The organism is Pseudomonas paraeruginosa PA7, assembly GCF_000017205.1.
In the GTDB taxonomy this organism is placed as follows: Bacteria; Pseudomonadota; Gammaproteobacteria; order Pseudomonadales; family Pseudomonadaceae; genus Pseudomonas; species Pseudomonas paraeruginosa.
In genome coordinates this window covers 411,196-436,959 of sequence record NC_009656.1, presented here as the reverse complement: position 1 = coordinate 436,959, position 25,764 = coordinate 411,196, and the positions used below count along the sequence as shown (strand labels likewise).

Sequence of the window (25,764 nt, the reverse complement as noted above, 5' to 3'; positions counted from 1 at the left end):
ACAACCGCGCCGTCCGACGGGCGGCGCCACGGCGGACCCAGGATGCCCCACACCGCCCCCGCTCCCGGCTCGCTGCGGCCGGTCGTGATCGTCGCCCTGGTCACCGCGCTATGCCTGGCCGGCGATTCGATGCTCTACATCGCCCTGCCGATCTACTGGCGCGAGGTTGGCCTGGAGGCGCTCTGGCAGGTCGGCGTGCTGCTGTCGATCAACCGCCTGATCCGCCTGCCCTTCAATCCGCTGATCGGCCGCTTGTACAAGCATCTGGCGCTGAAGACCGGGCTGCTCCTGGCGGTCGTCATCGGCGTGCTGAGCACCGCCGGCTACGGCCTGGCCAGCGGGTTCCTGGCCTGGGTACTGCTGCGCGGGCTATGGGGGATCGGCTGGTCGTTCTTCCGCATCGGCGGGCTCTCGGCGGTGGTCTACTGCGCCGCCGACCACCAGCGCGGCCGTGCCATGGGCCTGTACAACGGCCTCTACCGCCTGGGCAGCCTGGTCGGCATGCTGCTCGGCGGGCTGCTGGTGCCGGTCCTCGGCCTGCCGGCGCTGGCGCTGTCCTTCGCGATCCTGGCGCTGCTCGGCCTGCCGCTGCTGGCGAAGGGTTTCGTCCTGCCGGAGAATCCCGCCGGACATGCGCGGCCCCCCGCCGCAACGGCATCCACCAGCGTCGCCAGGCTCCCGCCGCCGCGCGGCCTGGTGATCCTCAGCGGCTTCGGTACCGCGCTCCTGATCCAGGGCGTGCTCGCCGCCACCCTGAGCGCGCTGATCGCCCGCAGCTTCGGCACGGAGGTCAGCCTGCTCGGCCTGGCGCTCAGCGCCGCCGGTCTCTCCGGGATCATCCAGGCCCTGCGCTGGTCCTGGGAGCCCTGGCTGGCCGGGCGCTTCGGTGCCTGGTCGGACGGCCCGCGCGGGCGCCAGGGCTACTACGTGGCCGCGCTGCTGGCCGGAGCGCTGGGCTTCGGCCTGCTCTCCACCGCGCTGCCGATCCTCGCCTGGCTGGCCCTCGCGCTGCTGGTGATGCTGGTCGCCACCGCCCTCACCACCCTGACCGACGCCCTGGCCGCCGACGTCGCCCGTGCCGGCGACGTGGTCGGCTTCATGACCCGCTACTCCATCGTCCAGGACCTCGGCGCCGCGCTCGGCCCGGCGCTGGCCTTCCTCCTACTGGAGCGGCCCGGCGGCTTCGCCTGGCTGTACTGGGGCGGCTCGCTGGCGTTCCTGCTGCTGGCGCTGCTCTGGCTGCGTCGAACGAATCCTCAGACCGGCTTGTTGACCATCAGGTAGAAGATCGCCATGAAGGCGATGAAGGCCGGCCAGCCGAGGATGAACCAGGCGCGCATGTAGCGATGCGCCAGCGGCTCGATCGGTCGCGCCTCGCGCAGGGCCGACTCGGCCATGTCGCGCACGCGGATCTGCAACCACACCACCGGCAGCCAGCAGAGCCCGGCGAATACGTAGAGGCCCAGACTCCACAGCAACCAGCCCTGGGTCAGCGGCCAGCCGGCGACATGCACCATGGCCAGGCCGCTGAGCGGCTGGAACACGGCGGTGGTGGCGATGAACAGCCAGTCGGCGGTGACCAGGTGGCGGAAGGTCACCGCGATCACCGGCAACTGCCCGCTGCGCCAGGCACGCAGGGCGTAGTAGGCCGAGCCGAGGCCGGTGCCGAAGAGGATGGTCGAGGAAAGGATATGCAGGGTCTTCAGCAGCAGGTAGAGGTTCATCCGCGGGCCTCCTTGGCTCGAGGTTCGCCGCCCAGCAGCCAGAGCGTGGCCACCATCAGCACGAGGTTCTTGCCGACCGCCATGTAGGGGTCGTACCAGTAGTGCGGCAGGATCAGGCTGATCACCAGGCTGTAGCCGAGCATCAGCCAGAACTGCGCCAGCAGCGCGCGCCGGCGCCAGCGACGGAGCAGCAGGCCGACGCCGAGCGCGCCATCGAGCAGGGCCCCGGCGATCACCGCCAGGCTCGCCGGCCAGCCGTGGATGCCGGCCTCGCCGAGGATGCTCAGGCCCCAGGCATACCCCGGGCCGAGACAGGCGACCAGGGTGCCCAGCCAGATCAGCACCAGCGCCGCCAGCATCAGAGGTCGCAGCAGGCTCGCCAGGGCGTTCTGCGCCTGCGGCCAGCCGAGCAGGCGGCTGGACAGCGGCGCGCAGCGGTAGCCGCAGGCGGCCTGGAGAATCGCCGGGTCGGCCAGGTTGTCCTGGCGCACCAGCTTCAGCATCGGCGGGCTCAGGACCCGCCAGCCGAGGCGCCGGCCGAGCCCGCCGAGCGCATCCAGCAGCGCCGCGGGCGGCACCAGGTAGCGTCCGCGCGGCCAGCCCTGGGCCCGGCGCAGCCGGTCGAGCAGCTCGCCCTGGGTCAATGCCTGCGGCCCCACCAGCGGAATCACCTGTGCGCGCTCCGGCCAGTCGCGCAACAGCGCCAGCACCGCGCCGACCAGGTCATCGACATGCAGCGGCTGCAGCCGCGCGCGATTATCCAGCAAGGGAATCAGCGGCAGCGGCGACAGGCGCTCCAGCCAGGCGCTGCTGGCGCCGCCCGGTCCCAGCAACAGGGACGGGCGCAGCACCAGCGCCGCAATGCCCAGCCCCAGCAGGTGGCGGTCGGCCGCCGCCTTGCTGGCGAGAAAGGGCACATCCGGGTGCTCGCCGGCACCCAGCGCGGAAATCTGCAGGATCTTGGCCCCATGGCCGGCAGCGAGATCGAAGAGTGCCCGCGCGCCACTATCCTGGACCCGCGCCATGCTCGCCTCGTCCAGGCTCATGACGCCGGCGGCGTTGACCAGCAGGTCGACCCCGGCGGGCCAGGCGAAGCTGTCCGGCCTTTCCGCAAGCCGCTCCAGGTCGAGCGCCAGCCAGCGTGCGCCGGCAGGCGCATCGGCCGGCGGGCGGCGCGCGGTGAGGAGCAGTTCGTGTCCGGCGGCGAGCAGCGCCGGGAGCAGGTGCCGCCCGACGAAACCTCCCGCGCCTACCAGCAGAATACGCATGCGTTCCTACAGAACCGGCGAAGGCCGGTGAAGTCCATTTCGTTGGCGTTTCAGAGCGGCTTGCTGACCATCAGTACCGCCACCGCGATGAAGCTGGCCGCACCGAGCAGGGCCATGACCAGGCCCACCTTGATCTCGCGCAGGGTCTGCTCGCCCAGCGCGGCCCCTGCCGTCTCGGCGGCGCCGGCCTGGTGCTGGACCCGCGCCAGGCGGCCGGCGAGGAGCAGCCAGAAAATGCAGCCGAGCAGATAGAGGCAGGCGCCGAACAGCAGCCAGCTCTGGCCCAGCGGCCATCCGGCCAGGTGCACCAGCCACCAGCCGCTGACCGGCAGGGCCAGCAGGCTGAGACCCAGCAGCGGCCAGCCGATCAGGCGGATCCGCCGGAAGCCGCGGGCGATCCGCGCCGCGTCGGCCGAGCGCCAGCTGCGCCAGGCGTAGAACGCCAGGCCGAGCAGGCCGCCGAACAGCAGCACGGTGGCGACCCCGTGGAGAATCTTGATCTGGAGAAAATGTTCCATCAGCGCATCCTTGTCCGTGTTCCCGGCCCGTTTGAGGGGCCGGGGGCGGGCTCAGTTCCCGAAGAGGGAAACACCTGCCGGTGAAGCTTAGCAGCCCGCGTCGGCGAGCCGCCGCGGGTCAGCCGAGGAACAGCTGGTAGGCCGGGTTGTCGGTCTCGTCCCAGTAGGGATAGCCGATCGCTTCGAGGGTCTGCGGGATCAACTGGCGCTCGTCCTCCGGCACTTGCAGCCCGGCCACCACCCGGCCGTCGGCAGCGCCGTGGTTGCGGTAGTGGAACATCGAGATGTTCCAGCGCCCACCGAGCTTGGTGAGGAAGTTGAACAGCGCGCCGGGCCGCTCGGGGAATTCGAAGCGGAACACCATCTCGTCGCTGACCTTCACCGCGTGGCCGCCGACCATGTGGCGGATGTGCAGCTTGGCCAGCTCGTTGTCGGTCAGGTCGAGGACCGGGAAACCTTTCTCGCGCAGGTAGGCCACCAGCGCCTCGCGCGGGTCGTTTTCCGGATGGGTCTGCACGCCGACGAAGATGTGCGCCTCGCTGCCGCTGTGATAGCGGTAGTTGAACTCGGTGATCTGGCGCTTGCCGACCGCCTCGCAGAAGGCCTTGAAGCTGCCCGGCCGCTCGGGAATGGTCACCGCGATGATCGCCTCGCGGCGCTCGCCCAGCTCGGCGCGCTCGGCGACGTGGCGCAGGCGGTCGAAATTGACGTTGGCGCCGGAGTCGATCGCCACCAGGGTCTGGCCCTCGGCGCGCTCGCGCTCGACGTACTTCTTGATCCCGGCCACCGCCAGCGCGCCGGCCGGTTCGGTGATCGAGCGGGTGTCGTCGTAGATGTCCTTGATCGCCGCACAGATCTCGTCGGTACTGACGGTGATCACCTCGTCGACGTGGTCCTTGCAGATGTCGAAGGTGTGCTGGCCGATCTGCGCCACCGCCACCCCGTCGGCGAACAGCCCGACCTGACCCAGCACCACCCGCTCGCCGGCGGCCATGGCCGCCTGCAGGCAGTTCGACTCGTCCGGCTCGACGCCGATCACCTTGATCTCCGGACGCAGGTACTTGACGTAGGCGGCGATGCCGGCGACCAGCCCGCCACCGCCGACCGGGACGAAGATCGCGTCGAGGCGGCCGGGCTGCTGGCGGAGGATCTCCATGGCCACGGTGCCCTGGCCGGCGATGGTGTCCGGATCGTCGTAGGGGTGGACGAAGGTATAGCCCTTTTCATCGACCAGCTTCAACGCGTGGGCCAGCGCCTCGGGGAAGGCGTCGCCGTGCAGCACCGCCTTGGCGCCGTGGGCGCGCACCGCCTGGACCTTGATCTCGGGGGTGGTCTTGGGCATCACGATAACCGCCCTGATCCCCTGCCGCTTGGCCGCCAGGGCCAGGCCCTGGGCGTGGTTGCCGGCCGAGGCGGCGATCACCCCGCGGGCCTTCTCCTCCTCGGTGAGCTGCGCGACCTTGTTGTAGGCGCCGCGGATCTTGAAGGAAAACACCGGCTGCAGGTCCTCGCGCTTGAGCAGGACCTGGTTGCCGAGGCGTTCGGACAACTGGCGGGCGGGTTGCAGGGGCGTTTCCACCGCGACGTCGTAGACGCGCGAGGTGAGGATCTTCTTGACGTATTGTTCGAGCATCGGAGGCGGTTCGGCGGACTTCACGGAAGCCCGGAGTCTACTCCAGGCCCGCCGGGCGGACTACCGGCGCGCCGCAGGAAAACGCCGCGACTGCCGGTCATCCGGAGCAAGACCGGAGGCCGCCAGGCCGCTATAATTCGTCCCTTCGTATCGCAGCGGCACAGGACGTGCCGGAAACCCGCCGGGCCGCCCCGGCCGCGCGCACCCTCCGCCTGCGCCGCCGGGACGGCCGGCCAGGCAACCAGACAGGCACCCGGGATGAACCAGGATCAGCTCAAGCAGGCAGTGGCACAGGCCGCCGTCGACCACATTCTTCCGCACCTCGACAGCAAGAGCATCGTCGGCGTCGGCACAGGCTCCACCGCGAACTTCTTCATCGATGCCCTGGCCCGTCACAAGGCCGAGTTCGACGGCGCCGTGGCCAGCTCGGAGGCCACCGCCAAACGCCTGAAGGAGCATGGCATCCCGGTCTACGAACTGAACACGGTCAGCGAGCTGGAGTTCTACGTCGATGGCGCCGACGAGAGCAACGAGCGCCTGGAGCTGATCAAGGGCGGCGGCGCCGCGCTGACCCGCGAGAAGATCGTCGCCGCGGTGGCCAGGACCTTCATCTGCATCGCCGACGCCAGCAAGCTGGTGCCCATCCTCGGCCAGTTCCCGCTGCCGGTGGAAGTCATCCCGATGGCCCGCAGCCACGTCGCCCGCCAACTGGTGAAGCTCGGCGGCGACCCGGTCTACCGCGAAGGCGTGCTGACCGACAACGGCAATATCATCCTCGACGTGCACAACCTGCGCATCGACAGCCCGGTGGAACTGGAAGAGAAGATCAACGCCATCGTCGGCGTGGTCACCAACGGCCTGTTCGCCGCCCGCCCGGCCGACCTGCTGCTGCTCGGCACCGCCGACGGCGTGCAGACCCTCAAGGCCTGAGTCCCTCATGCCCCGCGCCGATCACCGGCTCGGGGCGACACTGCAACAAAAGCGGCTACGCTGTGTCTCAGCAGACGGCTGGTCCGTTGCGATCCGCCTCATTCCGTGAACAAGGAGCTAGACATGGCAGCCAAATTCCACCTGAAGAAAGCGAAAGACGGCCAGTTCCACTTCAACCTGCATGCCGCCAACGGCGAGATCATCCTCACCAGCGAGCTGTACAAGGCCAAGGACTCGGCGCTCAACGGCATCGACTCGGTGCGCAAGAACGCCCAGCGCGACGGCGCCTTCGAGGTCAAGCCGGCCAGCAACGGCAAGTTCCACTTCGTGCTCAAGGCCACCAACGGCCAGGTCGTCGGCCAGAGCCAGCTGTATGCCAGCCAGGCCAACGCCGAAGCCGGCGTGCAGTCGGTCAAGCGCGCGGCGCCGGAAGCCGGCCTCAGCGACGAGAGCTGATTCTCCGGCCGCCGTCGGCGACGGCGGCGGCTGGCCTCAGTCCAGCCATTCGATGGCGAACGGCTTGTGCCGGATGCGCAGGCGCCGGGTCTCCTGCCGCGCCTTCGGCGGCTGGCGCTCCAGCGCCTCGACGCAGGCCCGCGGATCGTCCAGCGGCAATTCGCCGAGCAGGTCCAGCGGCAATTCCCACCAGCGGCTGGCCAGCAGCCGTTCGATCAGCTCCGGCTCGAATCGATAGCGGATCACCCGCGCCGGCGACCCGGCCACCACCGCGTAGGGTGGCACGTCGCGGTTGACCAGCGATTGCGCGCCGACCACCGCCCCGGTGCCGATCTCCACCCCATCGAGGATCAGCGCATCGCGACCGATCCACACATCGTGCCCGATGCGCGCCGGGGTCGCTTCGCGCTCGGGCTGCAACGGCTTGCGCAACAGCTTCGGGTTGGCGGTGAAGGCATGGGTGCTCAGCCAGTGCATCGGATGCGACCGGCGCGGCTGGCCGATCACCACCCCGGCGGCGATCGAGCAGAAGCGGCCGATGCTGGCCACCTCCATGAATTCGCAGCCGCTGACCACATCGGTGTAGGCGCCGATCTCCAGCGCCGGCGAGTAGATCTTCGCCTTGCCCAGCTTCACGTTCGGCTCCAGCGTCACCAGCGTGCCGTCGCGCAGCGTCTCGACCCCGCTGGCCATGCGGCAGCCGTGCCGGGCCAGGGCCTTCCTCAGGCGGCGGTTGAGCAGGGCTTCGCGGAAGATGTTCATCGGACGGGTTCCAGGGCGGCACGACAGGGCAAGCACTGTAAATCGCCCTCTCGCGGTTACCAAGCCCCGAAACGGGAAGTCACGCCCCATCTCGCACCTCGCGCGGGTAACACTGCAGACGACGCGGAGCGTTGCCGCGCGTCCGATGGGAGGGCTTCTTACAACCTGGCGACACCGCAGGTCGACCAGGCGTCAATTCAGCCATGCGGGACATGAAACGGTCCGCATCCTGCTTTGCGCGGCGCGAGCATCATTCGATGCACCATCGTACCGACACAGAGGAAAGTGCCGTGTTCAAACCATTAGCTGTCGCTGTAAGCCTGGGATGTGCTGCGCTGTCATCGGGCGCCAACGCCTACCAGTATGGGGAGTATGCCGGGGAGACCCTGGAGCGCCTGATCACCGACTATCCCGGCCGCTACCGCGGCACCGCCAGCTTCGCCGGCGCCACCGAGCTGATGCAGTCGCGCCTGGGCTTCGGCTACCAGACCAGCCGCCAGGACTTCACCTGGGCCGGCAACCGCAGTTCGCAGAACGTCATCGCCTCGGCGCCCGGCAGCAGCGGCAAGGTCCTGGTGCTCGGCGCGCACTACGACACCTACTACGGCCGCCCGACCCTGCAGGGCCTGGACGATAACGCCTCGGGCGCCGCGGTGCTCACCGAGATCGCCCGCAACCTCGGCGGCATCGCCCTGGAGAACGGCCTGGAGGTGGTCGGTTTCGGCGCCGAGGAGGAAGGCCTGCGTGGCTCGCGCGCCTACGTCGAGTCCCTCGACGCCAGCCAGCGCGCCAACCTGCTGGGGATGATCAACCTCGACAGCCTGGTCACCGGCGACAGGATGTACGCCCATGCCGGCTCCAACAGCGTGGCCAACCCGGCCCTCGGCGCCTACCGCGAACAGATCCTGCGCATCGCCCGCGAGCTGGACATCCCGTTGTTCACCAACCCCGGCCTGAACGCCGAATACCCGGCGGGTACCGGCTGCTGCAGCGACGGCGAAAGCTTCAACGGGATGGACATCCCGGTGTTGTTCATCGAGGCGACCAACTGGGAACTGGGCGACCTGGACGGCTACGAGCAGACCGACAACCCGGCGATTCCCGGCGGCTCCACCTGGCACGACCCGGCCGAGGACAACAAGGAAGTGCTGACCGGCGCCTTCGGCCAGGAACGCATCGACCAGCGCATGCGCGACTTCTCCCGCCTGCTGACACGCCTGGTGCTGGAGCTGACCAACGCCGACCTGCTCGCCTCCACCGCCTCCGGCGGCGCCCTGGCACGGCAGATGGAAGACCAACTGCAACGCCAGCACCAGGCGCTGACCCGCCTGCACGACCGGCGCTGGCTGACGCTGCTCGGCAGCAGCCGACCGGTGGGCAGCTTCGACGGCGAAGTGGGCGCGGAGGGCGAGGTCTCGCCGGACAGCGGCTTCGACATGCCCGGCGATCCCGAGTCCAGGCGCGCCGGCGTGCACCTGCTCGGCGACTACCGCTACAGCGAGGCCCTGACCCTCGGCGCCAGCCTGGCCTTCCAGCGCAGCCGCGACAAGCTGGACCATGGCGGGCGCATCGAGGGCGACACCTGGCAGCTCGGCCTGTTCGGCCTGTACCACGACGGCGGTCCGCAATGGCTGGCCGGCGAGCTGAACCTCGGGCATACCCGCTACGACAGCAAGCGCCCGGTCTACCTGCAGGCCGCCGGGGGCCCGGTGCTACTCGACCAGCGCCTCTCCGGCGACACCTCGGCCTGGTCCTGGGGCGCGCGGCTGGAAGGCGGCTATGACTTCAGCTTCGGCGAACTGCGGAGCGGGCCGCTGGCCGGCCTCGACTACATGCGCTACCGCATCGACGACTTCCGCGAGGACGAGGCCCTGCGCACCGCGCTCGGCTATGAGAAGCAGGACTACGACTCGCTGGAGGCCAGCCTCGGCTGGCGCCTGCGCGGCGAGCTGGCGCTGGGCGCGAGGATGCGCCTGCAACCCTACGCCAGCCTGCGCTGGGTACGCGAGCTGGCCGACGGTCGGCTGGACGATATCGATCTGACCAGCCGCGGCGACGGGCGGATCCGGGTCGCCGACATGGGCGACGTGGACAAGGACTTCGGCCGCGCCCAGTTCGGCGCGCAGTTGGCGATCACCGAGCAGCTCGGGATCTTCGCCGAAGCCAACAGCCGCTTCGCCCACAGCGAAGGCAACCAGGCGGGCTATTCGCTCGGGGTGAACTGGCAGTTCTGAGCAGGCCGGCGGGACGGTCGCCGGCCGCCTCAGGGCTGCGCCGGCTCGTCCTTGCTGAACACGTAGAACAGGTTCGGCTCGCTGACCAGGTAGAGCACGCCGCGGTCGTCCATCGCCACACCCTCGGCCTGCGGCACGCTGCGCTTCAGGCCGTGCATGCCGCGCAGCAGCGACAGGGTGCTGACCGGCTCGCCGTCGGTGTCCAGCTCGACCACCAGGCGCGACTCGTCGGACAGCGCCAGCAGGTGCCCGGTGCCCTCGTCGAACTGCAGGCTGGACAGGTCGCGGACGAACAGGCGCCGGTCGCGCCCGGGGTCGTCCACCACGTGCACGGCGAACGGCTTGTCCGCCTGGGTGTGGGGGAAACCGTGGATCTCGTAGATGCGCACCGGGTCGCGCTCCTTGGCGACGAACAGGCGCTTGCCCTCGGCGTCGTAGGCCAGCCCCTCGAAACCCTTGTTGCCGTTGAGGCCGATCCCCAGCGAAAGCTGCTGGGCGTCGGCAGCGTCGATGAAACGGGTGTCGTCCTCCAGGCGTACCTTGACCAGGCGCTGCTCGCGCTCGTCGGTGATCACGTAGACGCCGCGGCTGATGTACTCGATGGCCTCGGCGTCGCCGAAGCCGGTCAGCGGGATGGTCCGCAGCACCTTGCCCTGCAGGGACAGCTCGATGATCTGCGCTGGCTGGTTGGTCACGGTGAACAGGGTGCGCCGGTCGGGATCGAAGGTCAGCGCGGACACGTCGTCGCTCAGGCCCTCGATGGGCTGCGCCTCGACCCGCACGCGGTAGTCCGGCAGCCAGATCGACCGCTCCTTCCAGGCATCGGCGTGACGCCATTCCTGGACGGCGAACCAGGCCCGGTCGAAGACCCGGAAGTTCTGGCCGAGAAGGGCCAGCGCGGCCAGCGCGACCAGCAGGACGGCCAGCAGCAGACGGCGAGGCGTGAAGGCTCGGGACATGGAGAACGGCTCGGGAGTTCGGGCGTGGATATTCATAGCATAGAGCCTGGGGCTGTATGGAAACGGGCTGCGCCCGACCTTTCGTACGCAAACTACGGTTCCAGGCTGAAGCCAAGCTTAAAGTCCGCCAGCCGACCGGATCACTCGGACGGGTCCGAGTTTTCTGTCCGAAAGAGATGATGAGAAAGGCCGCCACCGTCTTCCTCACCGCCAGCAGACTGGCCTGTTCGATCCTTTGGCCACCTCCATCGTTCTGCAGCCGCGGCGTCCCGGTCATTATCGAACCGCAGCAGGTGAAGCGGGCCGCAGAAACCGCAAATCCTCGCAATGACAACTGCCTGACTGCATGGAATCCGCTGCTCCTGGCCAAGGCCTGAAAGCCCTGGCGCTGCGGCAAGGTCTGGACCAGGCTGAAGAGATGCTCGATGCGGCGCTTTCCCGTCAGCGCTGGCCGGCCATCCAGCTTGGCCACTTCGATCCCTTTTTGACCGTCTACAGGGTTCTCACCGGCGAAACCGGATTGCTAGAGTCGAACCGCGTCCTTCCCCGAACGACGCTCGGCGCCGCGGAAATGGTGCCGACAGTGCCCAAGGGAACCTCGCCAGCGCGAGCGATAAATCCAACAAGAACGCTTCCTGAGACCGCCATGAACACGATCACACCCCGAACGGCCGTGCCCACGCACGCCGCGCCCCGGCTCTTCACCACTGCCCTTTCCAGCGACCCGACGGAAACCCCGGCGGTTCTTCCCTAGCGCGTCCCCAACCGGCGCAGGAGCGGCCCGCCCGCGCGGCCGCCTGCGGGATCGATACGGCATTTTCGCGAGGAGCGGAGCATGGCCAGCGAACGCAACAACGGCATCCTCATCGGCGGCAAGCGCCCCGAGTACGTCCACAGCGCCCAGGGCACCGGCCTGCGGCGCATCCTCGGGCTGCCCGCCCTGGTGTTCTTCGGGCTGGTCTACATGGTCCCGCTGACCATGTTCACCACCTATGGAGTGGTCACCGAGATGACCGGCGGGCGCACCGCCGGCGCCTACCTGATCACCCTGGCGGCGATGCTCTTCACCGCCTTTTCCTACAGTTTCATGGTGAGGAAGTACCCCATAGCCGGCTCAGCCTATTCCTATACCAGCCTCAGCTTCGGCCCTTGCGTCGGCTTCCTCGCTGGCTGGTCGCTGCTGCTCGACTACCTGTTCCTGCCAATGATCAACTACCTGCTCATCGGCCTGTTCCTCAATATCGCCTTCCCGATGGTGCCGGCCTGGGTCTTCGTGCTCGCGGCGATCGCCCTGGTCACCCTGCTCAACGTGATCGGCATCAGCTCGGTGGCCGGGATGAGCAACGTGATCGTCGGCGCCCAGTTCGTCTTCGCACTGGTGTTCATCGCCATGGCGATCAAGCACCTGGCCGGCATTCCCTCGCTGGACTTCTCCCTGCCCTTCGTCGGCGACGGCAGCCAGCCGGGCTTCACCCCGCTGATGGCCGGCGCGGCGGTGCTGTGCCTGTCGTTCCTCGGCTTCGACGCGGTTTCCACCCTGGCCGAGGAGACCCGCGACCCGCAGCGCGACATTCCGCGCGCCATCGTCATCACCACGGTCGGCGCCGGCCTGCTGTTCACCGTGCTGGCCGTCTTCAGCCAACTGGTGTTCCCCGGCAGCGTATTCCAGGACGCCGAATCGGCGGCCAACGAGGTGATGCTGGCGGCCGGCGGCCAGTTCCTCGCCAGCTTCTTCACCGCCGCCTACGTCGCCGGCGCCGCCGGCTCGGCGCTGGCCTCGCAGGCCTCGGTGTCGCGCATCCTCTACAGCATGGGCCGCGACGGCATCCTGCCGCGACGGGTGTTCGGCGGTCTTTCGGAGCGTTTCCAGACACCGGTGATCGCGATCTTGGTGGTTTCGCTGATTTCCCTGCTGGCGGTGGTGATCGACCTCACCACCCTGGCCTCGATGATCAGCTTCGGCGCGCTGGTAGCGTTCTCGGCGGTGAACCTGGCGGTGATCCGCAGCTACCTGCTGCTCGACGGCCGCCGCGCCCCGCGCGACCTGCTGCGCTACGGTCTGGTGCCGGCCATCGGCCTGGGCCTGACCCTGTGGCTGTGGACCAGCCTCTCGGCGCTGACCCTGGTGATCGGCCTGGCCTGGTTCGCCGCCGGCCTCGCCTACCTGGCGTTCCATACCGGCGGCTTCCGCCGCAAGGCACCGAGCGTGACCTTCTCCGAACAGAACTGAGCCCGGGATCCCGACATGCTGACGATCTACAGCGACGACCATCGCCTGCATCACGGCCGCCACGAACTGATCGGCGGCCAGTTCACCCCCTGCTTCGAAAAGCCCAGCCGCGCCGACATGGTCCTCGACCGGATCAGGGCGGTCGGTCTCGGCGATGTCCGCGCGCCACGCGACTTCGGCCTGGAGCCGATCCGCCGGGTGCACAGCGAAGGTTTCGTGCGCTTCCTGCAGAACGCCTGGCAGGACTGGCTGGCCAGCGGCCGCAGCCACGACATGCTGCCGATCGCCTGGCCGACCCGGCGCCTGCGGCAGACGGAGCCGGACAACATCGACGGTCGCCTCGGCTACTACTCCTTCGACGCCGGCGCGCCGATCACCGCCGGCACCTGGCAGGCGATCACCAGTTCGGCCAACGTCGCCCTCAGCGGCCAGTCCGAACTCGCCGGCGGCGCTCGCTCGGTATTTTCGCTCTGTCGCCCGCCAGGCCATCACGCCGCCGCCGACTACATGGGCGGCTACTGCTTCCTCAACAACGCCGCCATCGCCGCCCAGGCCTTCCTCGACCGGGGCGCCGGGCGGGTGGCGATCCTCGACGTCGACTATCACCACGGCAACGGCACCCAGGACATCTTCTACGACCGCGCCGATGTGCTGTTCACTTCGATCCACGGCGACCCGCGCTTCGAGTACCCCTACTTCCTCGGCTACGCCGACGAGAAGGGCAAGGGTGTCGGCGAGGGCTACAACTGCAACTACCCGCTGGCGTCCGGCAGCGACTGGGCGACCTGGAGCCTGGCGTTGCAGGCGGCGATCCGCCAGATCCAGGCGTACGCACCGGACGTGCTGGTGGTTTCCCTGGGGGTGGATACCTTCAAGGAGGACCCGATCTCCCAGTTCAGGCTGGACAGCCCGGACTACCTGCGGATGGGCGAGGCGATCGGCAAGCTCGGCCTGGCCACGCTGTTCGTGATGGAAGGTGGCTACGCGGTGGAAGAGATCGGCATCAACGCGGTGAATGTGTTACAGGGTTTCGAAGGGGTTCACCGGTAAGCCCACCCGCAACTTCGCCCGGTCGGAACGCGAAACGACCCGCCTCCCGGAAGAGAGGCGGGCCGTTTCGATTCAGGGTCTTACTTGATCACTTCGACGAACTCGACGTCGATCTCGCGGCCGACCAGGTCGCGGTCGACTTCGCCGGTCAGCTTGACCTGGGTCTTGTCGTTGATTTCCATCGGCGGGAAGTCTTCGTCGTCGATCTCGACCTTCATGCTGCCGGTGGCATCGCGGAACTCGTAGATGTCGCCCTTGATGCGCTTGACGATGGTGCCCTGCAGGACCACCGGGGTGTCGTCGGCGGCTTCCAGCGCGGCTTTCACCGTGGTGGTGGTCGGCGTGGCGCCCGGGCCGGTGTAGCCGGCGGCCAGGGTGACGGTGGAGAACAGGCCGATGGCGGCGATCAGGGGCAGGTGACGAAGTTTCATGGGTAACGCCTCGTGTTTGGTTTCGATGGGTCCAGGCTACGAGGCCTTGCTGAAACCAGGCTTAATCGGCGCTTAAGCGAAGCTTAATCGGCATCGCTGGTGGCCAGGCGCTCGCCGCTCTTCTTGCGGAACACGTAGAACAGGTTCGGCTCGCTGACCATGTAGATGGTGCCGTCGTCGTCGATGGCCACCCCTTCGGCGCGCGGGATCCTGCTGTCCAGGCCGTTGAAGCCGCCAAGCAGGCTGATGAAGCTGACCGGCTCGCCCTTCTCGTCCAACTCCAGCAGCAGGTGCGACTCTGCCGACAGCACCAGGGTGTGCCCGGTGCGCGGGTCGACGCTGAGCGCCGAGACATTGCGCATGTACAGGTCGTCGCTCGGCAGCGCGGTCATCGCCCCGCTCAGGCGCGGGCCACCGTCGCTCTTCCAGCTGAACAGGGTCATCGGATCGCGCTCCTTGCTCAGCAGCAGGCGCTGCTGGCGCCGATCCCAGGCGATGCCCTCGAAGCCCTTGTTCTTCTTGCCGAGGTTGCCCAGCGGGAATTCGGCCAGGCTCTTGGTGCTCAGCTCGGCGGTCTGCGGGTCGACGTGGAAGATGGTCAGGGTATTGCGGCGCTCGTCGGTCACCGCGACGTTGCCGTTCTCCAGCACCGCCACGCCTTCGGGATTGCTCAGGCCGAGCAGCGGGATGGTGCGCAGCACGTCGCCGGTGAGCGACAGTTCCACCAGCAGAGGACGCTTGCCGGTGACGGTGAACAGGGTTCTGGTCGCCGGGTTGTAGGCCAGGTCCGAGGTTTCTTCCTCTTCCAGGCCCTGCAACGGCTTGGCGTCGATCACCACCCGGTAGCCCGGCAACCAGATGCTCTCGTCGCGCAGCTGCTGGCTGGCCTGGCTCTCCTTCCACCACAGGCCGGCGCGATCGTCCCAGTGCATGATGACGGTCAGTACCACGCCGACGAGCGCGACGAACGCCAGCAGCAGCCAGCGGAAACGGGGAAGCTTGGAGGCAAGGGACATGGGCGAGGCTCGACTTTTTGGCCAGGTGTTTTCATGAGCGTCGCCATGAAAGGGCATTGGCCCCGCCCTGTCAATCGGAGTCCCGGCCAGCCGACCGACAGTCGCTTCCGATGCCGCCCGGGAACAGCCGGCCGCCCATCGGCGGCCGGTTCGTCTCAGAGCACGCGGGTCTCGAAGCGGCTGGCGCCCGGCAACTCGAGGACCAGTTCGTCGCCGCTGTGCAGCGGCCCGACCCCGGACGGCGTGCCGGTCAGCACCACGTCGCCGGCCTGCAGCGAGAAATGCCCGGCGATATGCTGGATCAGCGGCACGATCGGATTGAGCATGTCGCGGCTGTTGCCGTCCTGGCGCACCTCGCCGTTGATGGTCAGGCGGATGCCGATGTCGGTCGGGTCGGGGAACTGGTCGGCATTGACGAACGGCGCCAGCACGCCAGCGCCATCGAAGCTCTTCGCCAGCTCCCAGGGCAGGCCCTTCTCCTTCAGCTTCGCCTGGACTTCGCGCAGGGTCAGGTCCAGCGCCGGCGCATAGCCGGAGATCGCGTCCAGGACCTCTTCGCGATTCGGCTTGCGCGACAGCGGCTTGCCGATCAGCACGGCGATTTCCGCCTCGTAGTGCACCGAACCACGCGCCTGCGGCAGGCTCAACCCACCGCCCACCGGCACCACGCAGGAGCCGGGCTTGATGAACAGCAGCGGCTCGCTGGGCACCGGGTTGTTCAGCTCCCTGGCATGTTCGGCGTAGTTGCGCCCGACGCAGACCAGCTTGCCCAGGGAAAAGTGGATGGGGGTGCCGTCGATATAGTGATGCTGGTAACTCATGTACCGACTCCTGAACGGGTGGGAAGGCGTCCGTGACATCCGCCACAGACGAGAAGGGCCGGATGACCGGCCCTCTGCGTTGCGAAACCTGTTACTCGGCGAAGAGCTTGCCGGGGTTCATGATCCCGTTGGGGTCGAACACCGCCTTGAGCGCCTTCATGTAGGCAATTTCGGTTTCCGAGCGGGTGTAGGTCAAGTAGTCGCGCTTGGTCATGCCCACGCCGTGCTCGGCGGAAATCGAGCCGTTGTACTTCTCGACGGTCTCGAACACCCATTTGTTGACGGTCGCGCACTTGGCGAAGAACTCGTCCTTGCCGAGGTTTTCCGGCTTGAGGATGTTCAGGTGCAGGTTGCCGTCGCCGATGTGGCCGAACCACACCACCTCGAAGTCCGGGTAGTTGGCCTCGACGATGGCGTCGATGTCCTTGAGGAAGGCCGGCACCCGGGAAACCGTGACCGAGATATCGTTCTTGTACGGCGTCCAGTGGGAGATGGTCTCCGAGATGTATTCGCGCAGCTTCCACAGGTTCTGCAACTGCTGCTCGCTCTGGCTCATCACCCCGTCCAGCACCCAGCCCTGCTCGACGCAGTGCTCGAAGGTGGCCAGCGCCTCGTTGGCGACCTCCTCGGTGGTCGCCTCGAACTCCAGCAGGGCGTAGAACGGACAGTCGGTCTCGAACGCGCGCGGTACGTCGCCACGGGCCAGGACCTTGGCCAGGGCCTTGTCGGAGAAGAATTCGAAGGCGGTCAGGTCGAGCTTGCTCTGGAAGGCGTGCAGCACCGGCATGATCGAGTCGAAGTCGGGCGCGCCGAGGACCATCGCGGTGAGGTTCTTCGGCGTGCGCTCCAGGCGCATGGTCGCCTCGACCACGAAGCCCAGGGTGCCTTCGGCACCGATGAACAGCTGGCGCATGTCGTAGCCGGTGGCATTCTTGATCAGGTCCTTGTTCAGCTCCAGCAGGTCGCCCTTGCCGGTCACGACCTTCAGGCCGGCCACCCAGTTGCGGGTCATGCCGTAGCGAATGACCTTGATCCCGCCGGCATTGGTGCCGATATTGCCGCCGATCTGGCTGGAACCGGAGGAAGCGAAGTCAACCGGGTAGTACAGGCCGTTTTCCTCGGCGAAGGTCTGCAACTGCTTGGTCACCACCCCCGGCTGGCAGACCACGGTGCGGTCGAAGGCGTTGAAGTCGAGGATCCGGTTCATGTAGTCGAAGGCCACCACGACCTCGCCGTTGGCCGCCACCGCCGCGGCGGAGAGCCCGGTACGCCCGCCCGACGGGACCAGACCGACCTTGTGCTGGTTGGCCCAGCGGACGATCGCCTGGACCTGCTCGACGCTCTTGGGGAACACGATGGCCAGCGGCGCCGGGGCGAAATGCTTGGTCCAGTCCTTGCCGTAGGCGTCCAGGGAGGCGGCGTCGTCGAGCAGCTTGCCAGGCTCGACCAGGGGCTTGAGCGATTCGATCAGGGCTTCGCGGGTCATTCGGGAACTCTCAAATGGTTCATGGTCGTCCTGAGAACAACTCAGGTCGCAACCGGGCAAGGAAAAGGGAGAACATGCTAGCATACGCCCCCCGCGCTTAGTGCCTCCGGGCGCCGACTCGCGGGAGCCGGCCAGCGCCGGCCGGACCCGCTTCGCGCAGTTCGCTTTCCAGCCACTTCCTCCGGGACAACAGGTTTACGCAGATGAGCAAGACCTCTCTCGACAAGAGCAAGATCAAGTTCCTTCTTCTCGAAGGTGTCCACCAGAACGCCGTGGACACGCTGAAGGCCGCCGGCTACACCAACATCGAGTACCTCAAGACCGCGCTTTCCGGCGACGAGCTGAAGGAAAGGATCGCCGACGCGCACTTCATCGGCATTCGCTCCCGCACCCAGCTGACCGAAGAGGTCTTCGACTGCGCGAAGAAACTGATCGCGGTCGGCTGCTTCTGCATCGGCACCAACCAGGTCGACCTCAACGCCGCCCGCGAACGCGGCATCGCCGTGTTCAACGCGCCCTACTCGAACACCCGCTCTGTGGCTGAGCTGGTGCTGGCCGAAGCGATCCTGCTGCTGCGCGGCATCCCGGAAAAGAACGCCTCCTGCCATCGCGGCGGCTGGATCAAGAGCGCGGCGAACTCCTTCGAGATCCGCGGCAAGAAGCTCGGTATCGTCGGCTACGGCTCGATCGGCACCCAACTCTCGGTGCTCGCCGAGGCCCTGGGCATGCAGGTGTTCTTCTACGACACGGTGACCAAGCTGCCGCTGGGCAACGCCGTGCAGATCGGCAGCCTGCACGAACTGCTGGGCATGTCCGACATCGTCTCACTGCACGTCCCCGAGCTGCCTTCCACCCAGTGGATGATCGGCGAGAAGGAAATCCGCGCGATGAAGAAGGGCGGCATCCTGATCAACGCCGCGCGCGGCACCGTGGTCGAGCTGGACCACCTGGCCGCCGCGATCAAGGACGAGCACCTGATCGGCGCCGCCATCGACGTGTTCCCGGTCGAGCCGAAATCCAACGACGAGGAATTCGCCAGCCCGCTGCGCGGCCTGGACCGGGTGATCCTGACCCCGCACATCGGCGGCTCCACCGCCGAGGCACAGGCCAACATCGGCCTGGAAGTGGCGGAGAAGCTGGTCAAGTACAGCGACAACGGCACCTCGGTGTCCTCGGTCAACTTCCCCGAAGTGGCCCTGCCGTCGCACCCGGGCAAGCACCGCCTGCTGCACATCCATGCCAACATCCCCGGCGTGATGAGCGAGATCAACAAGGTCTTCGCCGACAACGGCATCAACGTTTCCGGCCAGTACCTGCAAACCAACGAGAAGGTCGGCTACGTGGTGATCGACGTCGATGCCGAGTACTCGGACCTGGCCCTGGAGAAACTCCAGCAGGTCAACGGCACCATCCGTAGCCGCGTGCTGTTCTAAGGCAGCGTCCGGCGGAAAGGAAAAAGGAGGCCCAGCGGCCTCCTTTTTTCGTTTCCGTCACTTGACGGTAACGGTGATCTTCTCCGACTCCACGGTCGGCTCCAGCGGCACGTGGTTCTTGTCGCCCACCAGCAGTTGCAGGGTGTGCTTGCCCGGCGGCAGGGTGATCTCGGTTTCGGTCTGGCCCTTGCCGAAATGACGGATGTTGTCGGTCATCGGCAGCGGCAGGTTCATCGCCGGCTGCTCCTTGAGGTCCACCAGCAGGTGGTGGTGTCCGGTATCCGGCATGTCGACGCCGGCCGGCGCCACGCCCATGCCCTTCAGGCCGAACTTCACGGTGAAGGTCTTGTCGACGGTTGCACCATCGGCCGGCGTGATGAAATACACTTTCGCCCCTTCGGGTGCCTTCGTGCGGGGCAGGTCGGCAGCCATCAGGCTGGCGGATGCGCCGAACATCAGGGCGGCTAGACCGAGGCAAGGCAATGTCACTCTCATGGGAGTCTCCTGTTTTCACTTCCGTTAGCACCGGGAAACGCCACTGGACGGAATTTCCCCGGCACTTTCCGTGCCTTTCGCATCAGGGAAAGGCATCGCTGGCACAGCGATTTTCGTTGCGAAGCCCGTCGTAGAGCGGCGCTTGCGCACATAATCCGGGCCAAAGCCCGCAACCTCTGGAAAGACCGCATGCAACCCAGTAGGTTCGCGATTGTCCAGGACGCGGGCCCGGCTAAGCTGAACGAACAGCATAGGCCCGACCGACGTTCATTCCCACCCGAGGAGTACTACATGCGATTTCTGCCCCGCCTGCTGATGCTGGTTTCCCTGGCCGCTCCGCTGGCCCACGCCGAACTGCTCGACGATGTCCACCAGCGCGGCGCCCTGCGCATCGCTCTGGAAGGCACCTATCCACCGTTCAACTTCAAACAGGGTGGCAAGCTCACCGGCTTCGAGACCGAACTGGGCGAACTGCTGGCGGCCGAGCTGAAGGTCAGGCCGGAATTCGTCACCACCGAATGGAGCGGCATCCTCGCCGGCCTGCAGAGCGGCAAGTACGACATCGCCCTGAACCAGGTCTCGGTCAACGAGCAGCGGCGCAAGGTCTTCGACTTCAGCGCGCCGTACACCATCTCCAGCGCCCAACTGATCGTGCGCGCCGACGAGACCCGCCAGTTCAAGTCGCTGGAAGACCTCAAGGGCCTCAAGCTCGGCGTCGGCCAGGGCACCAACTACGCTGATCTGGCGAAGTCGGTGGCCGGGGTCAACGTGCGCACCTATCCGGGCGCCCCGGAGTACCTGCAGGACCTGGCCAGCAAGCGCATCGACGCGGCGCTCAACGACCGCCTGCTGATCCCGTTCGCCATCCGCGAGGCCAGGCTGCCGGTCAAGCCCGGCGCGGCGGTGGGACCGGTGGCGAACATGGCGATTCCCTACCGGAAGAACAATCCGAAGTTCGGCGAAGCGCTGGACGCGGCGCTGGAAAAACTCAAGGCCGACGGCCGCTTCGCCAGGCTGTCGGAAAAATGGTTCGGCCTGGACGTCAGCCAGCCGCCGAAGTGAATCCCCGCCCGAACGGGCGGGAAGCGGCCGCGCTTCCGGGGCGCGGTCGTCGTGTTTGTCGATGGAGTGTTGAATGAATTCGCTGCAGAAACTGCTCGAATGGCTGGCCAACCTGGTCGAGCTGCTCGGGATGGCCTGGCCCTTCCTGCTCCAGGGTGCGATGTATACCGTGCTGTTCGCCGCGGTATCGATGGTGCTGGGGCTGGTACTCGGCTTCAGCGTCGCCGTGGTCCGGGTTACCAAGGTACCGCTGGTGTCGCAGATCGCCGCGGTGTACGTCAGCGCCTTCCGCGGTACGCCGCTGCTGGTGCAGATCTTCGTCCTGTACTACGGCCTGCCGAGCGTCGGCATCGAGTTCACCCCGGTCACCGCGGGCATCCTGGCGCTGACCCTGAACGTCGCAGCCTACCTCTCCGAATCCATGCGCGGAGCGATCCTCGGCATCGACAAGGGGCAGTGGGAAGCCGGGCTGTCGGTCGGCCTCACCTGGGGCCAGACCCTGTGGAACATCATCACCCCGCAGGCCCTGCGCCTGGCGGTGCCGAGCCTGTCGAACAGCCTGATCAGCCTGATCAAGGACACCTCGCTGATCTCGGTGATCACGGTGACCGAGCTGATGCTGGCGACCAAGGAGGTCATCGCCGAGACCTTCCAGCCACTGCCGCTGTACCTAGCCGCCGCCGGGATCTACTGGCTGCTCTCGGCACTCTTCGAGCGCGTGCAGAAGGCCCTGGAAAACCGCCTGACCGCGCCGCTGCGGCGCTGAGCGCTCAGCCGCCGGCGTCGAGACCGGCCAGGCAGACCGCCGCGCGATCCAGTTCGTCCTCGTTGAAGACCAGCACGCCCATGCGCTTGAGGGCGGCGGCGGTGACGCCCTCGCCGGCGATCCGGCTGCCGTTGAAGCGGCCGTCGTAGTTCTCCAGGTTGCCGCAGGAAGGGCTGCGCGCCTTGAGCACGGCCATGCGGATGTCGTGACGGCGGACCAGTTGCACGGCGACCTCGGCGCCGAGCAGGAATGCCTCGCTGACATCCTCGCCGTCGACGGTGAGCACCTGGTTCAGCCGGTCCAGCACTTCGCCGCCCTGGCCGCCGGGGATTTCCGCCGGCGGGCGGGGCGTCGGCAGGCCACCGGCGACTTCCGGGCAAAGCGCGACGATCCGCCCCTGCGCCTGCCAGCGCGAGAGCAGGTCGAACGGGCCGTGGCTGCCACCGTCGTAGCGCACCAAGTGGCCCAGCAGGCAACGGCTGACCAGAACCTTCTGCATGAATGCTCCACCCCCTTTGACAGGCACACAGAGTAGCCCGGCGCCCAGCGATGGTCACGCCCGGTAACAGTCCCTGGAAGAACCCGGGGAGACACTCCCTCGAGCGAACCGGAGCCAGACTCCCGGGTAACGTTCCAGGTCACGGCTGGCGGGGCCTGGCGGTTTTTTGCCGATCCTTAGGATAGAACTGCCGGCGGCCCATGGCGAACCGCCGCGGGCCCGCGCAGACTGGCCTCCCGCGCAACCGCGAAGGATCCGCCGACCATGTTCCCCACCCGCTCGCTCCTGCCGTACCTCCTGACCTCCGCCCTGCTGGCCAGCGGCGCCAGCCAGGCCGCCATGGAGGCCCTGGACAACCACAGCCTCAGCCAGGTCACCGGCCAGGCCGGGATCAACCTGCGCCTGGACCTGCGCGCCGGCGCGGCCAGGGTCGCCTGGGTGGACGACGGCGGCAGCCTGTCGCTGCGCAACCTGGTGATCGACAACGGCTGCGCGAAAGCCGGCGACTGCCCGGACGGGCGCGGCGGCAACATCCCGCTGGGCGCCGCCCAGCTCGGCCTGAGCCTGCCGATCTTCGGCGTCGAGCAGCCGACCCTGGCACTGGACGTGACCACCGGCAGCGGCGGCAGGCAGCAACTGGCGATCAGCCTGCCGGACCTCGCCACCATCAACGACCAACTGATCGCCAGCGGCCTGCCGGCACAACGCATCCGCCTGCGGGTGGCCAGCGACCTGCACATCGGCGAGAACTCGATCGGCCGCCTCGAACTGCGCGACATCACCGACCTGCGCGGCACGCTCAAGGTCCGGGGGCACTGAGGCGCCGCCCCAGGCTCAGGGCAACAGCAGGGGCGACTCGTCGCGCCGGCGGAACCAGCCGGTCAGGGACAACCGGTCACGGCTGGCCGGCAGGACTTCGTGCTCGGTGCCGGCGGACATGAACACCACCAGGCTACCGCCCGTCGGCTGGATATCCAGCTGCCGCCCCGGCAGGTGCAGGCGTAGCGCGCCGCCATGCTCGGGCAGCCAGGCGTCGTTGAGGTAGAGGACGGCGGAAACGGTGCGCGCGTCATCGTCGCGGAAGCGGTCGACATGTTTCTGGTAGTAGGCGCCCGGCGGATACAGCGCGAAATGACACTCGAAGTCCTCGAGACCGAGGAACAGCGAGGCGTTGAGTGCCTGCCGGAGACTGTCCATCACCCCCAGGTATTCGTCGCAGGCCGCGGATTCAGCGGGCTCCAGCCATTGCGTGAGGTCGCCGCGGATACCTTCGCGGATCACCTGGCCGTCGCCGCGGCCGATCGCCGCCGGGGTCAGTTCGCCGGCGCAGGCGCGGCTGCGGCACTCTTCGGCCAGTCTGGTGGTCAGACGCTCAGGCATGAAGACGCTCTGGTGCGACCAGCCCTGGTCGACCAGTTCATCGACGATGCGCTGCAGGAGTGGATGATCGACGTTGATGTGCATCGTCCATTCTAGCGTGCCGCCCGAGTGTCTCGACAAGCGGTCCGCTGCATGTCGACAATAGCGCCCCATGGACGGCACCACCCGAACGACGAGGCTTTCGCCGCCAAAGGAGTATCAATGCGCGCCCTGCTCGCCTTCGCTTTACTGCTGGTTGGTCTGCCCGCCCTGGCCGACCCCTATCAACGCCTGTACCAGGCCGCTGGCTGGCCCGACCAGCGCGCGCATTTCAGCGATGCCCTGGACGCGGCGCAGAAGCGCTACCAGGACAAGCTGCCGCCGGCGCTCTACCAGACCCTGGTGGACAACAGCAATCGTCGCTTCGCCCCGGCCGAGGTCGACCGGCGCGCGCTCAACGGCCTGCGCGAGAACCTTCCGGACAGCGCCAATCCACTGAACTTCTTCGAGTCGCCGCTGGGGCGCAAGGTGGTCGCCGCCGAGGTCCTCGCTACCCGCCGCGACCAGTTGCTACAGCACAGCAACGGCCTGCCGCGGCAGACCGCCAGCGAGCCGCGCCGCGCCCTGGTCAAGCGCCTGGCCCAGGTCCTCCCGGCGCGCGAGGCCGGCGCGGAAGTCAGCCTGGCCCTGGCCGGGGTCGCCGCCGACAGCCTCAGCCAGATGCTTCCGGGGCTGCCCGGCCTGCTTGGCGGCGGACAGACCGGCCAGTTGCTGGAGGGCCAGCGCCAGCGTCTGGTGCAACAGATCGGCGCGGACCTGGAGAACACCCTGCTGTATGTCTACCGCGGCCTCTCCGACGCGGAGCTCACCCAGTACGTGAGCTTCGCCGAATCGTCCGCCGGGCGCAGCTACTACCAGGCGGCCCTGGCCGCGCTGAAAGCCGGCCTGGCGGTGGACCAGTCGGTCGCCCAGTGATCGACGCGGGGCCTGCGGGTCAGGCCCCCAGCGCGTCGCTCAGGAAATCGAAATAGCGCCGCCGCAACCCCTCGCTTTCGTTCGCCAGGTGATGGCGCGCCTCATCCAGCAACAGTATCCGCGGCTCGTCGAATTTCTCCCGCAGCACCTTCAGGCCATGGCGCCAGTCCACCGTCTCGTCGGCCTCGCCCTGCACCACCAGGGGACTCAGGGCGCGCCGAGGCGCCCGCTCGATGCGCGGCACCCAGCGGGTCAGCGCACCGACCCAGGCGGTCGGCAGGGTGCGCGGCTGCAACGGATCGTGCTCGCGGAGGAAGTCGAGGAAGCGCGGGTCGCTGGAGTTCTCCGAGAAGCGCCGCGGGATCGAGTCGACGAACGGGCTCAGCAGGCGGTAGCTGAGCTTCGACCAGCCCCAGGCGCGCGGACGCACCAGCGGCGCCATAAGGATGGTCTCGCCCAGCTCGGGACGCTCGCCGCCGTGCAGCAGGTAGTCCAGCAGGATCGCCCCGCCGGTGCTTTGTCCGCACAGGTGCCAGGGCTGCGGCAGGGCAAGTTCGGCGGCCTGGCCCAGGAGGCCCTTGAACACCGCCTGGTATTCGGCGAAGTCGCGGATGCTGGCGCGCTCGCCTTCGGACAGGCCATGCCCAGGCAGGTCGCAGGCGAGCACCGAGAAGCCCATGCCCAGCGCCCAGTCGACCACGTGCCGGTACAACCCCATGTGGTCGTAATAGCCATGCATCAGCAGCAGGCTACCGCGCGCCTCCGGCAGCAGCCAGGCCTGTACCGCCAGGCGGCGCCCGTCGACCAGCATGCTGCCGAGCCGCGCTCGCAGGTCCGGATGGCGGGCGCGCAGGTCCAGGCCGTAGTAGGCCTGGTAGGCGAGGACAGCGGCATCCGCCTCGGCCGCGGCCAAGGGTCGCAGGTGCTGGCGCAGGTAATCGGGGTTGAAGGCTTCTGACATCGGCGATTCCGGGCTGGGGACTATAGGTGGCCGGGCCACGGGCGAAACCCTGGGATATTCAGCTGCGCGCGAACACATGGCAAGCTTGGCACCCGTTTTCCGTGTGAACGCCATGACTCCCCGCCGCAAGACGCTCCTCGTCAGCCTCGTCGGCCTGCTCTGGGCCGGCGGCCTGCTCACCGCCTACTGGTGGTTCGAGATCCGCTACATCCGCCCGTTCAGCGAGCAGACCACCCTGTTCTCCGGCGACAGCCTGCGCCTGCCTGCCGGGCTGGCCGGGCCGGGCCCGATCCGCCTGGTGCATTTCTGGGACCCGGCCTGTCCCTGCAACGTCGGCAACCAGCAGCATCTCGGCGAGCTGATCGAGCGCTTCGCCGGCCAGGGCGTGGAGTTCCACGTCCTGCAGAAGCCCGGCAGCCAGGGCCGCCTGCCGGACAACCTGGCCGCCCTGCGTCCCCTCGCCGGCCTGCCCGGTTCCGAGCAACTGCCGGCCAGCCCGGCCGTGGCGATCTGGGACCGCGACGGCCGCCTGGCCTACTTCGGCCCCTATAGCGAAGGCGCGGTATGCACCTCCAGCAACAGCTTCATCGAGCCGATCCTCGAGGCGCTGCTGCAAGGCCGCCCGGTGAACGCCACCCATACCCTCGCCGTGGGCTGCTATTGCCCCTGGGCCGGGGAAAAAGACTGACCTGGCTC

27 protein-coding genes are annotated in these 25,764 nt (G+C 67.8%); 13 read left to right on the top strand and 14 right to left on the bottom strand.

The features are described 5' to 3' along the window. The first annotated feature begins 42 nt into the window (after positions 1-42). Entirely contained in the window at positions 43-1,284 is a 1,242-nt protein-coding gene (locus PSPA7_RS02015; RefSeq protein ID WP_003157142.1) for an MFS transporter, read from the top strand. On the opposite strand, the gene PSPA7_RS02010 is transcribed toward PSPA7_RS02015, so the two are convergent. From PSPA7_RS02010 to ilvA, 4 genes are all read right to left on the bottom strand, one after another. Beyond that, positions 1,257-1,724 (bottom strand): DUF2269 family protein, encoded by a 468-nt coding sequence (locus PSPA7_RS02010; RefSeq protein ID WP_003157143.1) that lies wholly within the window; start codon positions 1,722-1,724, stop codon positions 1,257-1,259. The genes PSPA7_RS02015 and PSPA7_RS02010 overlap by 28 nt on opposite strands. Then, on the bottom strand, positions 1,721-2,992 hold the full coding sequence (locus tag PSPA7_RS02005) for an SDR family oxidoreductase (protein ID WP_012073947.1): 1,272 nt from the start codon (positions 2,990-2,992) through the stop codon (positions 1,721-1,723). The genes PSPA7_RS02010 and PSPA7_RS02005 overlap by 4 nt, the downstream gene beginning before the upstream one ends. Positions 2,993-3,042: 50 nt before the next feature. Further along, a complete protein-coding gene (locus PSPA7_RS02000) occupies positions 3,043-3,510 on the bottom strand; it encodes a DUF2269 domain-containing protein (protein WP_012073946.1) in 468 nt (155 codons plus the stop codon). Positions 3,511-3,628: 118 nt separating this feature from the next. Further along, positions 3,629-5,143, bottom strand: a complete 1,515-nt coding sequence (ilvA, locus tag PSPA7_RS01995; RefSeq protein WP_012073945.1) for a threonine ammonia-lyase, biosynthetic — start codon at positions 5,141-5,143, stop codon at positions 3,629-3,631. A 258-nt stretch (positions 5,144-5,401) separates the two neighbouring features. On the opposite strand from ilvA, the gene rpiA reads away from it, so the two are divergent. Both rpiA and PSPA7_RS01985 read left to right on the top strand, forming a co-directional pair. Beyond that, positions 5,402-6,073, top strand: coding sequence for a ribose-5-phosphate isomerase RpiA (rpiA, locus tag PSPA7_RS01990; protein WP_003148607.1), 672 nt, complete (start codon positions 5,402-5,404; stop codon positions 6,071-6,073). Between the two features lie 123 nt (positions 6,074-6,196). Continuing rightward, positions 6,197-6,529, top strand: coding sequence for a YegP family protein (locus PSPA7_RS01985; RefSeq protein ID WP_012073944.1), 333 nt, complete (start codon positions 6,197-6,199; stop codon positions 6,527-6,529). A gap of 36 nt (positions 6,530-6,565) precedes the next feature. On the opposite strand, the gene PSPA7_RS32865 is transcribed toward PSPA7_RS01985, so the two are convergent. Next, on the bottom strand, positions 6,566-7,291 hold the full coding sequence (locus PSPA7_RS32865; RefSeq protein WP_012073943.1) for a CatB-related O-acetyltransferase: 726 nt from the start codon (positions 7,289-7,291) through the stop codon (positions 6,566-6,568). A gap of 290 nt (positions 7,292-7,581) precedes the next feature. Between PSPA7_RS32865 and PSPA7_RS01975 the strand changes: the two genes are divergently transcribed. Beyond that, a complete protein-coding gene (locus PSPA7_RS01975) occupies positions 7,582-9,525 on the top strand; it encodes an autotransporter outer membrane beta-barrel domain-containing protein (RefSeq protein ID WP_012073942.1) in 1,944 nt (647 codons plus the stop codon). A gap of 29 nt (positions 9,526-9,554) precedes the next feature. Here the strand turns inward: PSPA7_RS01975 and carP are convergent, their stop codons facing one another. Next, positions 9,555-10,520: a calcium-regulated protein CarP gene (carP, locus tag PSPA7_RS01970; RefSeq protein ID WP_012073941.1), complete on the bottom strand. Its 966-nt coding sequence runs from the start codon at positions 10,518-10,520 to the stop codon at positions 9,555-9,557. 310 nt (positions 10,521-10,830) lie between these two features. Between carP and PSPA7_RS31920 the strand changes: the two genes are divergently transcribed. From PSPA7_RS31920 to aphB, 3 genes are all read left to right on the top strand, one after another. Beyond that, entirely contained in the window at positions 10,831-11,238 is a 408-nt protein-coding gene (locus tag PSPA7_RS31920; RefSeq protein WP_003148617.1) for a hypothetical protein, read from the top strand. 81 nt (positions 11,239-11,319) lie between these two features. Beyond that, on the top strand, positions 11,320-12,714 hold the full coding sequence (locus PSPA7_RS01960) for an APC family permease (protein WP_012073938.1): 1,395 nt from the start codon (positions 11,320-11,322) through the stop codon (positions 12,712-12,714). A gap of 15 nt (positions 12,715-12,729) precedes the next feature. Next, a complete protein-coding gene (gene aphB, locus PSPA7_RS01955) occupies positions 12,730-13,764 on the top strand; it encodes an acetylpolyamine amidohydrolase AphB (RefSeq protein WP_012073937.1) in 1,035 nt (344 codons plus the stop codon). A gap of 80 nt (positions 13,765-13,844) precedes the next feature. Here the strand turns inward: aphB and carO are convergent, their stop codons facing one another. From carO to PSPA7_RS01935, 4 genes are all read right to left on the bottom strand, one after another. Further along, positions 13,845-14,195 carry a calcium-regulated protein CarO gene (gene carO / locus PSPA7_RS01950; RefSeq protein ID WP_012073936.1) on the bottom strand — a complete coding sequence of 117 codons (351 nt, stop codon included), beginning with the start codon at positions 14,193-14,195 and terminating at the stop codon, positions 13,845-13,847. A gap of 83 nt (positions 14,196-14,278) precedes the next feature. Continuing rightward, positions 14,279-15,268: an SdiA-regulated domain-containing protein gene (locus tag PSPA7_RS01945; protein WP_079262151.1), complete on the bottom strand. Its 990-nt coding sequence runs from the start codon at positions 15,266-15,268 to the stop codon at positions 14,279-14,281. Between the two features lie 98 nt (positions 15,269-15,366). After that, complete coding sequence (locus tag PSPA7_RS01940; protein WP_003148625.1) at positions 15,367-16,032, bottom strand: fumarylacetoacetate hydrolase family protein; 666 nt, start codon at positions 16,030-16,032, stop codon at positions 15,367-15,369. 91 nt (positions 16,033-16,123) lie between these two features. Beyond that, positions 16,124-17,518 (bottom strand): D-2-hydroxyglutarate dehydrogenase, encoded by a 1,395-nt coding sequence (locus PSPA7_RS01935; RefSeq protein WP_012073934.1) that lies wholly within the window; start codon positions 17,516-17,518, stop codon positions 16,124-16,126. A gap of 203 nt (positions 17,519-17,721) precedes the next feature. Between PSPA7_RS01935 and serA the strand changes: the two genes are divergently transcribed. Next, complete coding sequence (gene serA / locus PSPA7_RS01930; RefSeq protein ID WP_003112947.1) at positions 17,722-18,951, top strand: phosphoglycerate dehydrogenase; 1,230 nt, start codon at positions 17,722-17,724, stop codon at positions 18,949-18,951. 57 nt (positions 18,952-19,008) lie between these two features. Here the strand turns inward: serA and PSPA7_RS01925 are convergent, their stop codons facing one another. Then, positions 19,009-19,446, bottom strand: a complete 438-nt coding sequence (locus tag PSPA7_RS01925; protein WP_003084345.1) for a DUF4399 domain-containing protein — start codon at positions 19,444-19,446, stop codon at positions 19,009-19,011. Positions 19,447-19,737: 291 nt separating this feature from the next. On the opposite strand from PSPA7_RS01925, the gene PSPA7_RS01920 reads away from it, so the two are divergent. Both PSPA7_RS01920 and PSPA7_RS01915 read left to right on the top strand, forming a co-directional pair. Then, on the top strand, positions 19,738-20,508 hold the full coding sequence (locus tag PSPA7_RS01920) for a cystine ABC transporter substrate-binding protein (RefSeq protein ID WP_012073933.1): 771 nt from the start codon (positions 19,738-19,740) through the stop codon (positions 20,506-20,508). Positions 20,509-20,581: 73 nt separating this feature from the next. Beyond that, positions 20,582-21,274 carry an amino acid ABC transporter permease gene (locus tag PSPA7_RS01915; RefSeq protein ID WP_003148631.1) on the top strand — a complete coding sequence of 231 codons (693 nt, stop codon included), beginning with the start codon at positions 20,582-20,584 and terminating at the stop codon, positions 21,272-21,274. 4 nt (positions 21,275-21,278) lie between these two features. Here the strand turns inward: PSPA7_RS01915 and PSPA7_RS01910 are convergent, their stop codons facing one another. Next, a complete protein-coding gene (locus PSPA7_RS01910) occupies positions 21,279-21,773 on the bottom strand; it encodes a 2-thiouracil desulfurase family protein (protein ID WP_003148633.1) in 495 nt (164 codons plus the stop codon). 264 nt (positions 21,774-22,037) lie between these two features. Between PSPA7_RS01910 and PSPA7_RS01905 the strand changes: the two genes are divergently transcribed. Continuing rightward, positions 22,038-22,592, top strand: coding sequence for a DUF6160 family protein (locus tag PSPA7_RS01905; protein ID WP_012073932.1), 555 nt, complete (start codon positions 22,038-22,040; stop codon positions 22,590-22,592). 15 nt (positions 22,593-22,607) lie between these two features. On the opposite strand, the gene PSPA7_RS01900 is transcribed toward PSPA7_RS01905, so the two are convergent. After that, complete coding sequence (locus PSPA7_RS01900; RefSeq protein WP_079262150.1) at positions 22,608-23,306, bottom strand: 2OG-Fe(II) oxygenase; 699 nt, start codon at positions 23,304-23,306, stop codon at positions 22,608-22,610. Positions 23,307-23,354: 48 nt separating this feature from the next. Between PSPA7_RS01900 and PSPA7_RS01895 the strand changes: the two genes are divergently transcribed. Further along, positions 23,355-24,107: a hypothetical protein gene (locus tag PSPA7_RS01895; RefSeq protein WP_012073931.1), complete on the top strand. Its 753-nt coding sequence runs from the start codon at positions 23,355-23,357 to the stop codon at positions 24,105-24,107. Between the two features lie 19 nt (positions 24,108-24,126). Here the strand turns inward: PSPA7_RS01895 and bipL are convergent, their stop codons facing one another. Beyond that, positions 24,127-25,068: a phospholipase BipL gene (bipL, locus tag PSPA7_RS01890; RefSeq protein ID WP_012073930.1), complete on the bottom strand. Its 942-nt coding sequence runs from the start codon at positions 25,066-25,068 to the stop codon at positions 24,127-24,129. Positions 25,069-25,144: 76 nt separating this feature from the next. Here bipL and PSPA7_RS01885 point away from each other — a divergent pair, with 76 nt between their 5' ends. Beyond that, on the top strand, positions 25,145-25,756 hold the full coding sequence (locus PSPA7_RS01885) for a DUF6436 domain-containing protein (RefSeq protein ID WP_049791992.1): 612 nt from the start codon (positions 25,145-25,147) through the stop codon (positions 25,754-25,756). Positions 25,757-25,764: the final 8 nt, after the last annotated feature.

Excerpts from the sequence above, each read along its gene's own strand:
- PSPA7_RS32865 (WP_012073943.1), bottom strand. The coding sequence starts at position 7,291 with ATGAACATCTTCCGCGAAGCCCTGCTCAACCGCCGCCTGAGGAAGGCC.
- PSPA7_RS01915 (WP_003148631.1), top strand. The coding sequence starts at position 20,582 with ATGAATTCGCTGCAGAAACTGCTCGAATGGCTGGCCAACCTGGTCGAG.
- aphB (WP_012073937.1), top strand. The coding sequence starts at position 12,730 with ATGCTGACGATCTACAGCGACGACCATCGCCTGCATCACGGCCGCCAC.
- PSPA7_RS01920 (WP_012073933.1), top strand. The coding sequence starts at position 19,738 with ATGCGATTTCTGCCCCGCCTGCTGATGCTGGTTTCCCTGGCCGCTCCG.
- carP (WP_012073941.1), bottom strand. The coding sequence starts at position 10,520 with ATGAATATCCACGCCCGAACTCCCGAGCCGTTCTCCATGTCCCGAGCC.
- PSPA7_RS01925 (WP_003084345.1), bottom strand. The coding sequence starts at position 19,446 with ATGAGAGTGACATTGCCTTGCCTCGGTCTAGCCGCCCTGATGTTCGGC.
- PSPA7_RS01940 (WP_003148625.1), bottom strand. The coding sequence starts at position 16,032 with ATGAGTTACCAGCATCACTATATCGACGGCACCCCCATCCACTTTTCC.
- PSPA7_RS01900 (WP_079262150.1), bottom strand. The coding sequence starts at position 23,306 with ATGGGGCGCTATTGTCGACATGCAGCGGACCGCTTGTCGAGACACTCG.
- PSPA7_RS02005 (WP_012073947.1), bottom strand. The coding sequence starts at position 2,992 with ATGCGTATTCTGCTGGTAGGCGCGGGAGGTTTCGTCGGGCGGCACCTG.
- PSPA7_RS02010 (WP_003157143.1), bottom strand. The coding sequence starts at position 1,724 with ATGAACCTCTACCTGCTGCTGAAGACCCTGCATATCCTTTCCTCGACC.
- carO (WP_012073936.1), bottom strand. The coding sequence starts at position 14,195 with ATGAAACTTCGTCACCTGCCCCTGATCGCCGCCATCGGCCTGTTCTCC.
- PSPA7_RS01945 (WP_079262151.1), bottom strand. The coding sequence starts at position 15,268 with ATGCCCTTTCATGGCGACGCTCATGAAAACACCTGGCCAAAAAGTCGA.
- PSPA7_RS01895 (WP_012073931.1), top strand. The coding sequence starts at position 23,355 with ATGCGCGCCCTGCTCGCCTTCGCTTTACTGCTGGTTGGTCTGCCCGCC.
- PSPA7_RS02000 (WP_012073946.1), bottom strand. The coding sequence starts at position 3,510 with ATGGAACATTTTCTCCAGATCAAGATTCTCCACGGGGTCGCCACCGTG.
- PSPA7_RS02015 (WP_003157142.1), top strand. The coding sequence starts at position 43 with ATGCCCCACACCGCCCCCGCTCCCGGCTCGCTGCGGCCGGTCGTGATC.
- PSPA7_RS01935 (WP_012073934.1), bottom strand. The coding sequence starts at position 17,518 with ATGACCCGCGAAGCCCTGATCGAATCGCTCAAGCCCCTGGTCGAGCCT.
- PSPA7_RS01985 (WP_012073944.1), top strand. The coding sequence starts at position 6,197 with ATGGCAGCCAAATTCCACCTGAAGAAAGCGAAAGACGGCCAGTTCCAC.
- PSPA7_RS01960 (WP_012073938.1), top strand. The coding sequence starts at position 11,320 with ATGGCCAGCGAACGCAACAACGGCATCCTCATCGGCGGCAAGCGCCCC.
- PSPA7_RS01905 (WP_012073932.1), top strand. The coding sequence starts at position 22,038 with ATGTTCCCCACCCGCTCGCTCCTGCCGTACCTCCTGACCTCCGCCCTG.
- ilvA (WP_012073945.1), bottom strand. The coding sequence starts at position 5,143 with ATGCTCGAACAATACGTCAAGAAGATCCTCACCTCGCGCGTCTACGAC.
- PSPA7_RS31920 (WP_003148617.1), top strand. The coding sequence starts at position 10,831 with ATGGAATCCGCTGCTCCTGGCCAAGGCCTGAAAGCCCTGGCGCTGCGG.
- PSPA7_RS01910 (WP_003148633.1), bottom strand. The coding sequence starts at position 21,773 with ATGCAGAAGGTTCTGGTCAGCCGTTGCCTGCTGGGCCACTTGGTGCGC.
- rpiA (WP_003148607.1), top strand. The coding sequence starts at position 5,402 with ATGAACCAGGATCAGCTCAAGCAGGCAGTGGCACAGGCCGCCGTCGAC.
- PSPA7_RS01885 (WP_049791992.1), top strand. The coding sequence starts at position 25,145 with ATGGCAAGCTTGGCACCCGTTTTCCGTGTGAACGCCATGACTCCCCGC.
- bipL (WP_012073930.1), bottom strand. The coding sequence starts at position 25,068 with ATGTCAGAAGCCTTCAACCCCGATTACCTGCGCCAGCACCTGCGACCC.
- serA (WP_003112947.1), top strand. The coding sequence starts at position 17,722 with ATGAGCAAGACCTCTCTCGACAAGAGCAAGATCAAGTTCCTTCTTCTC.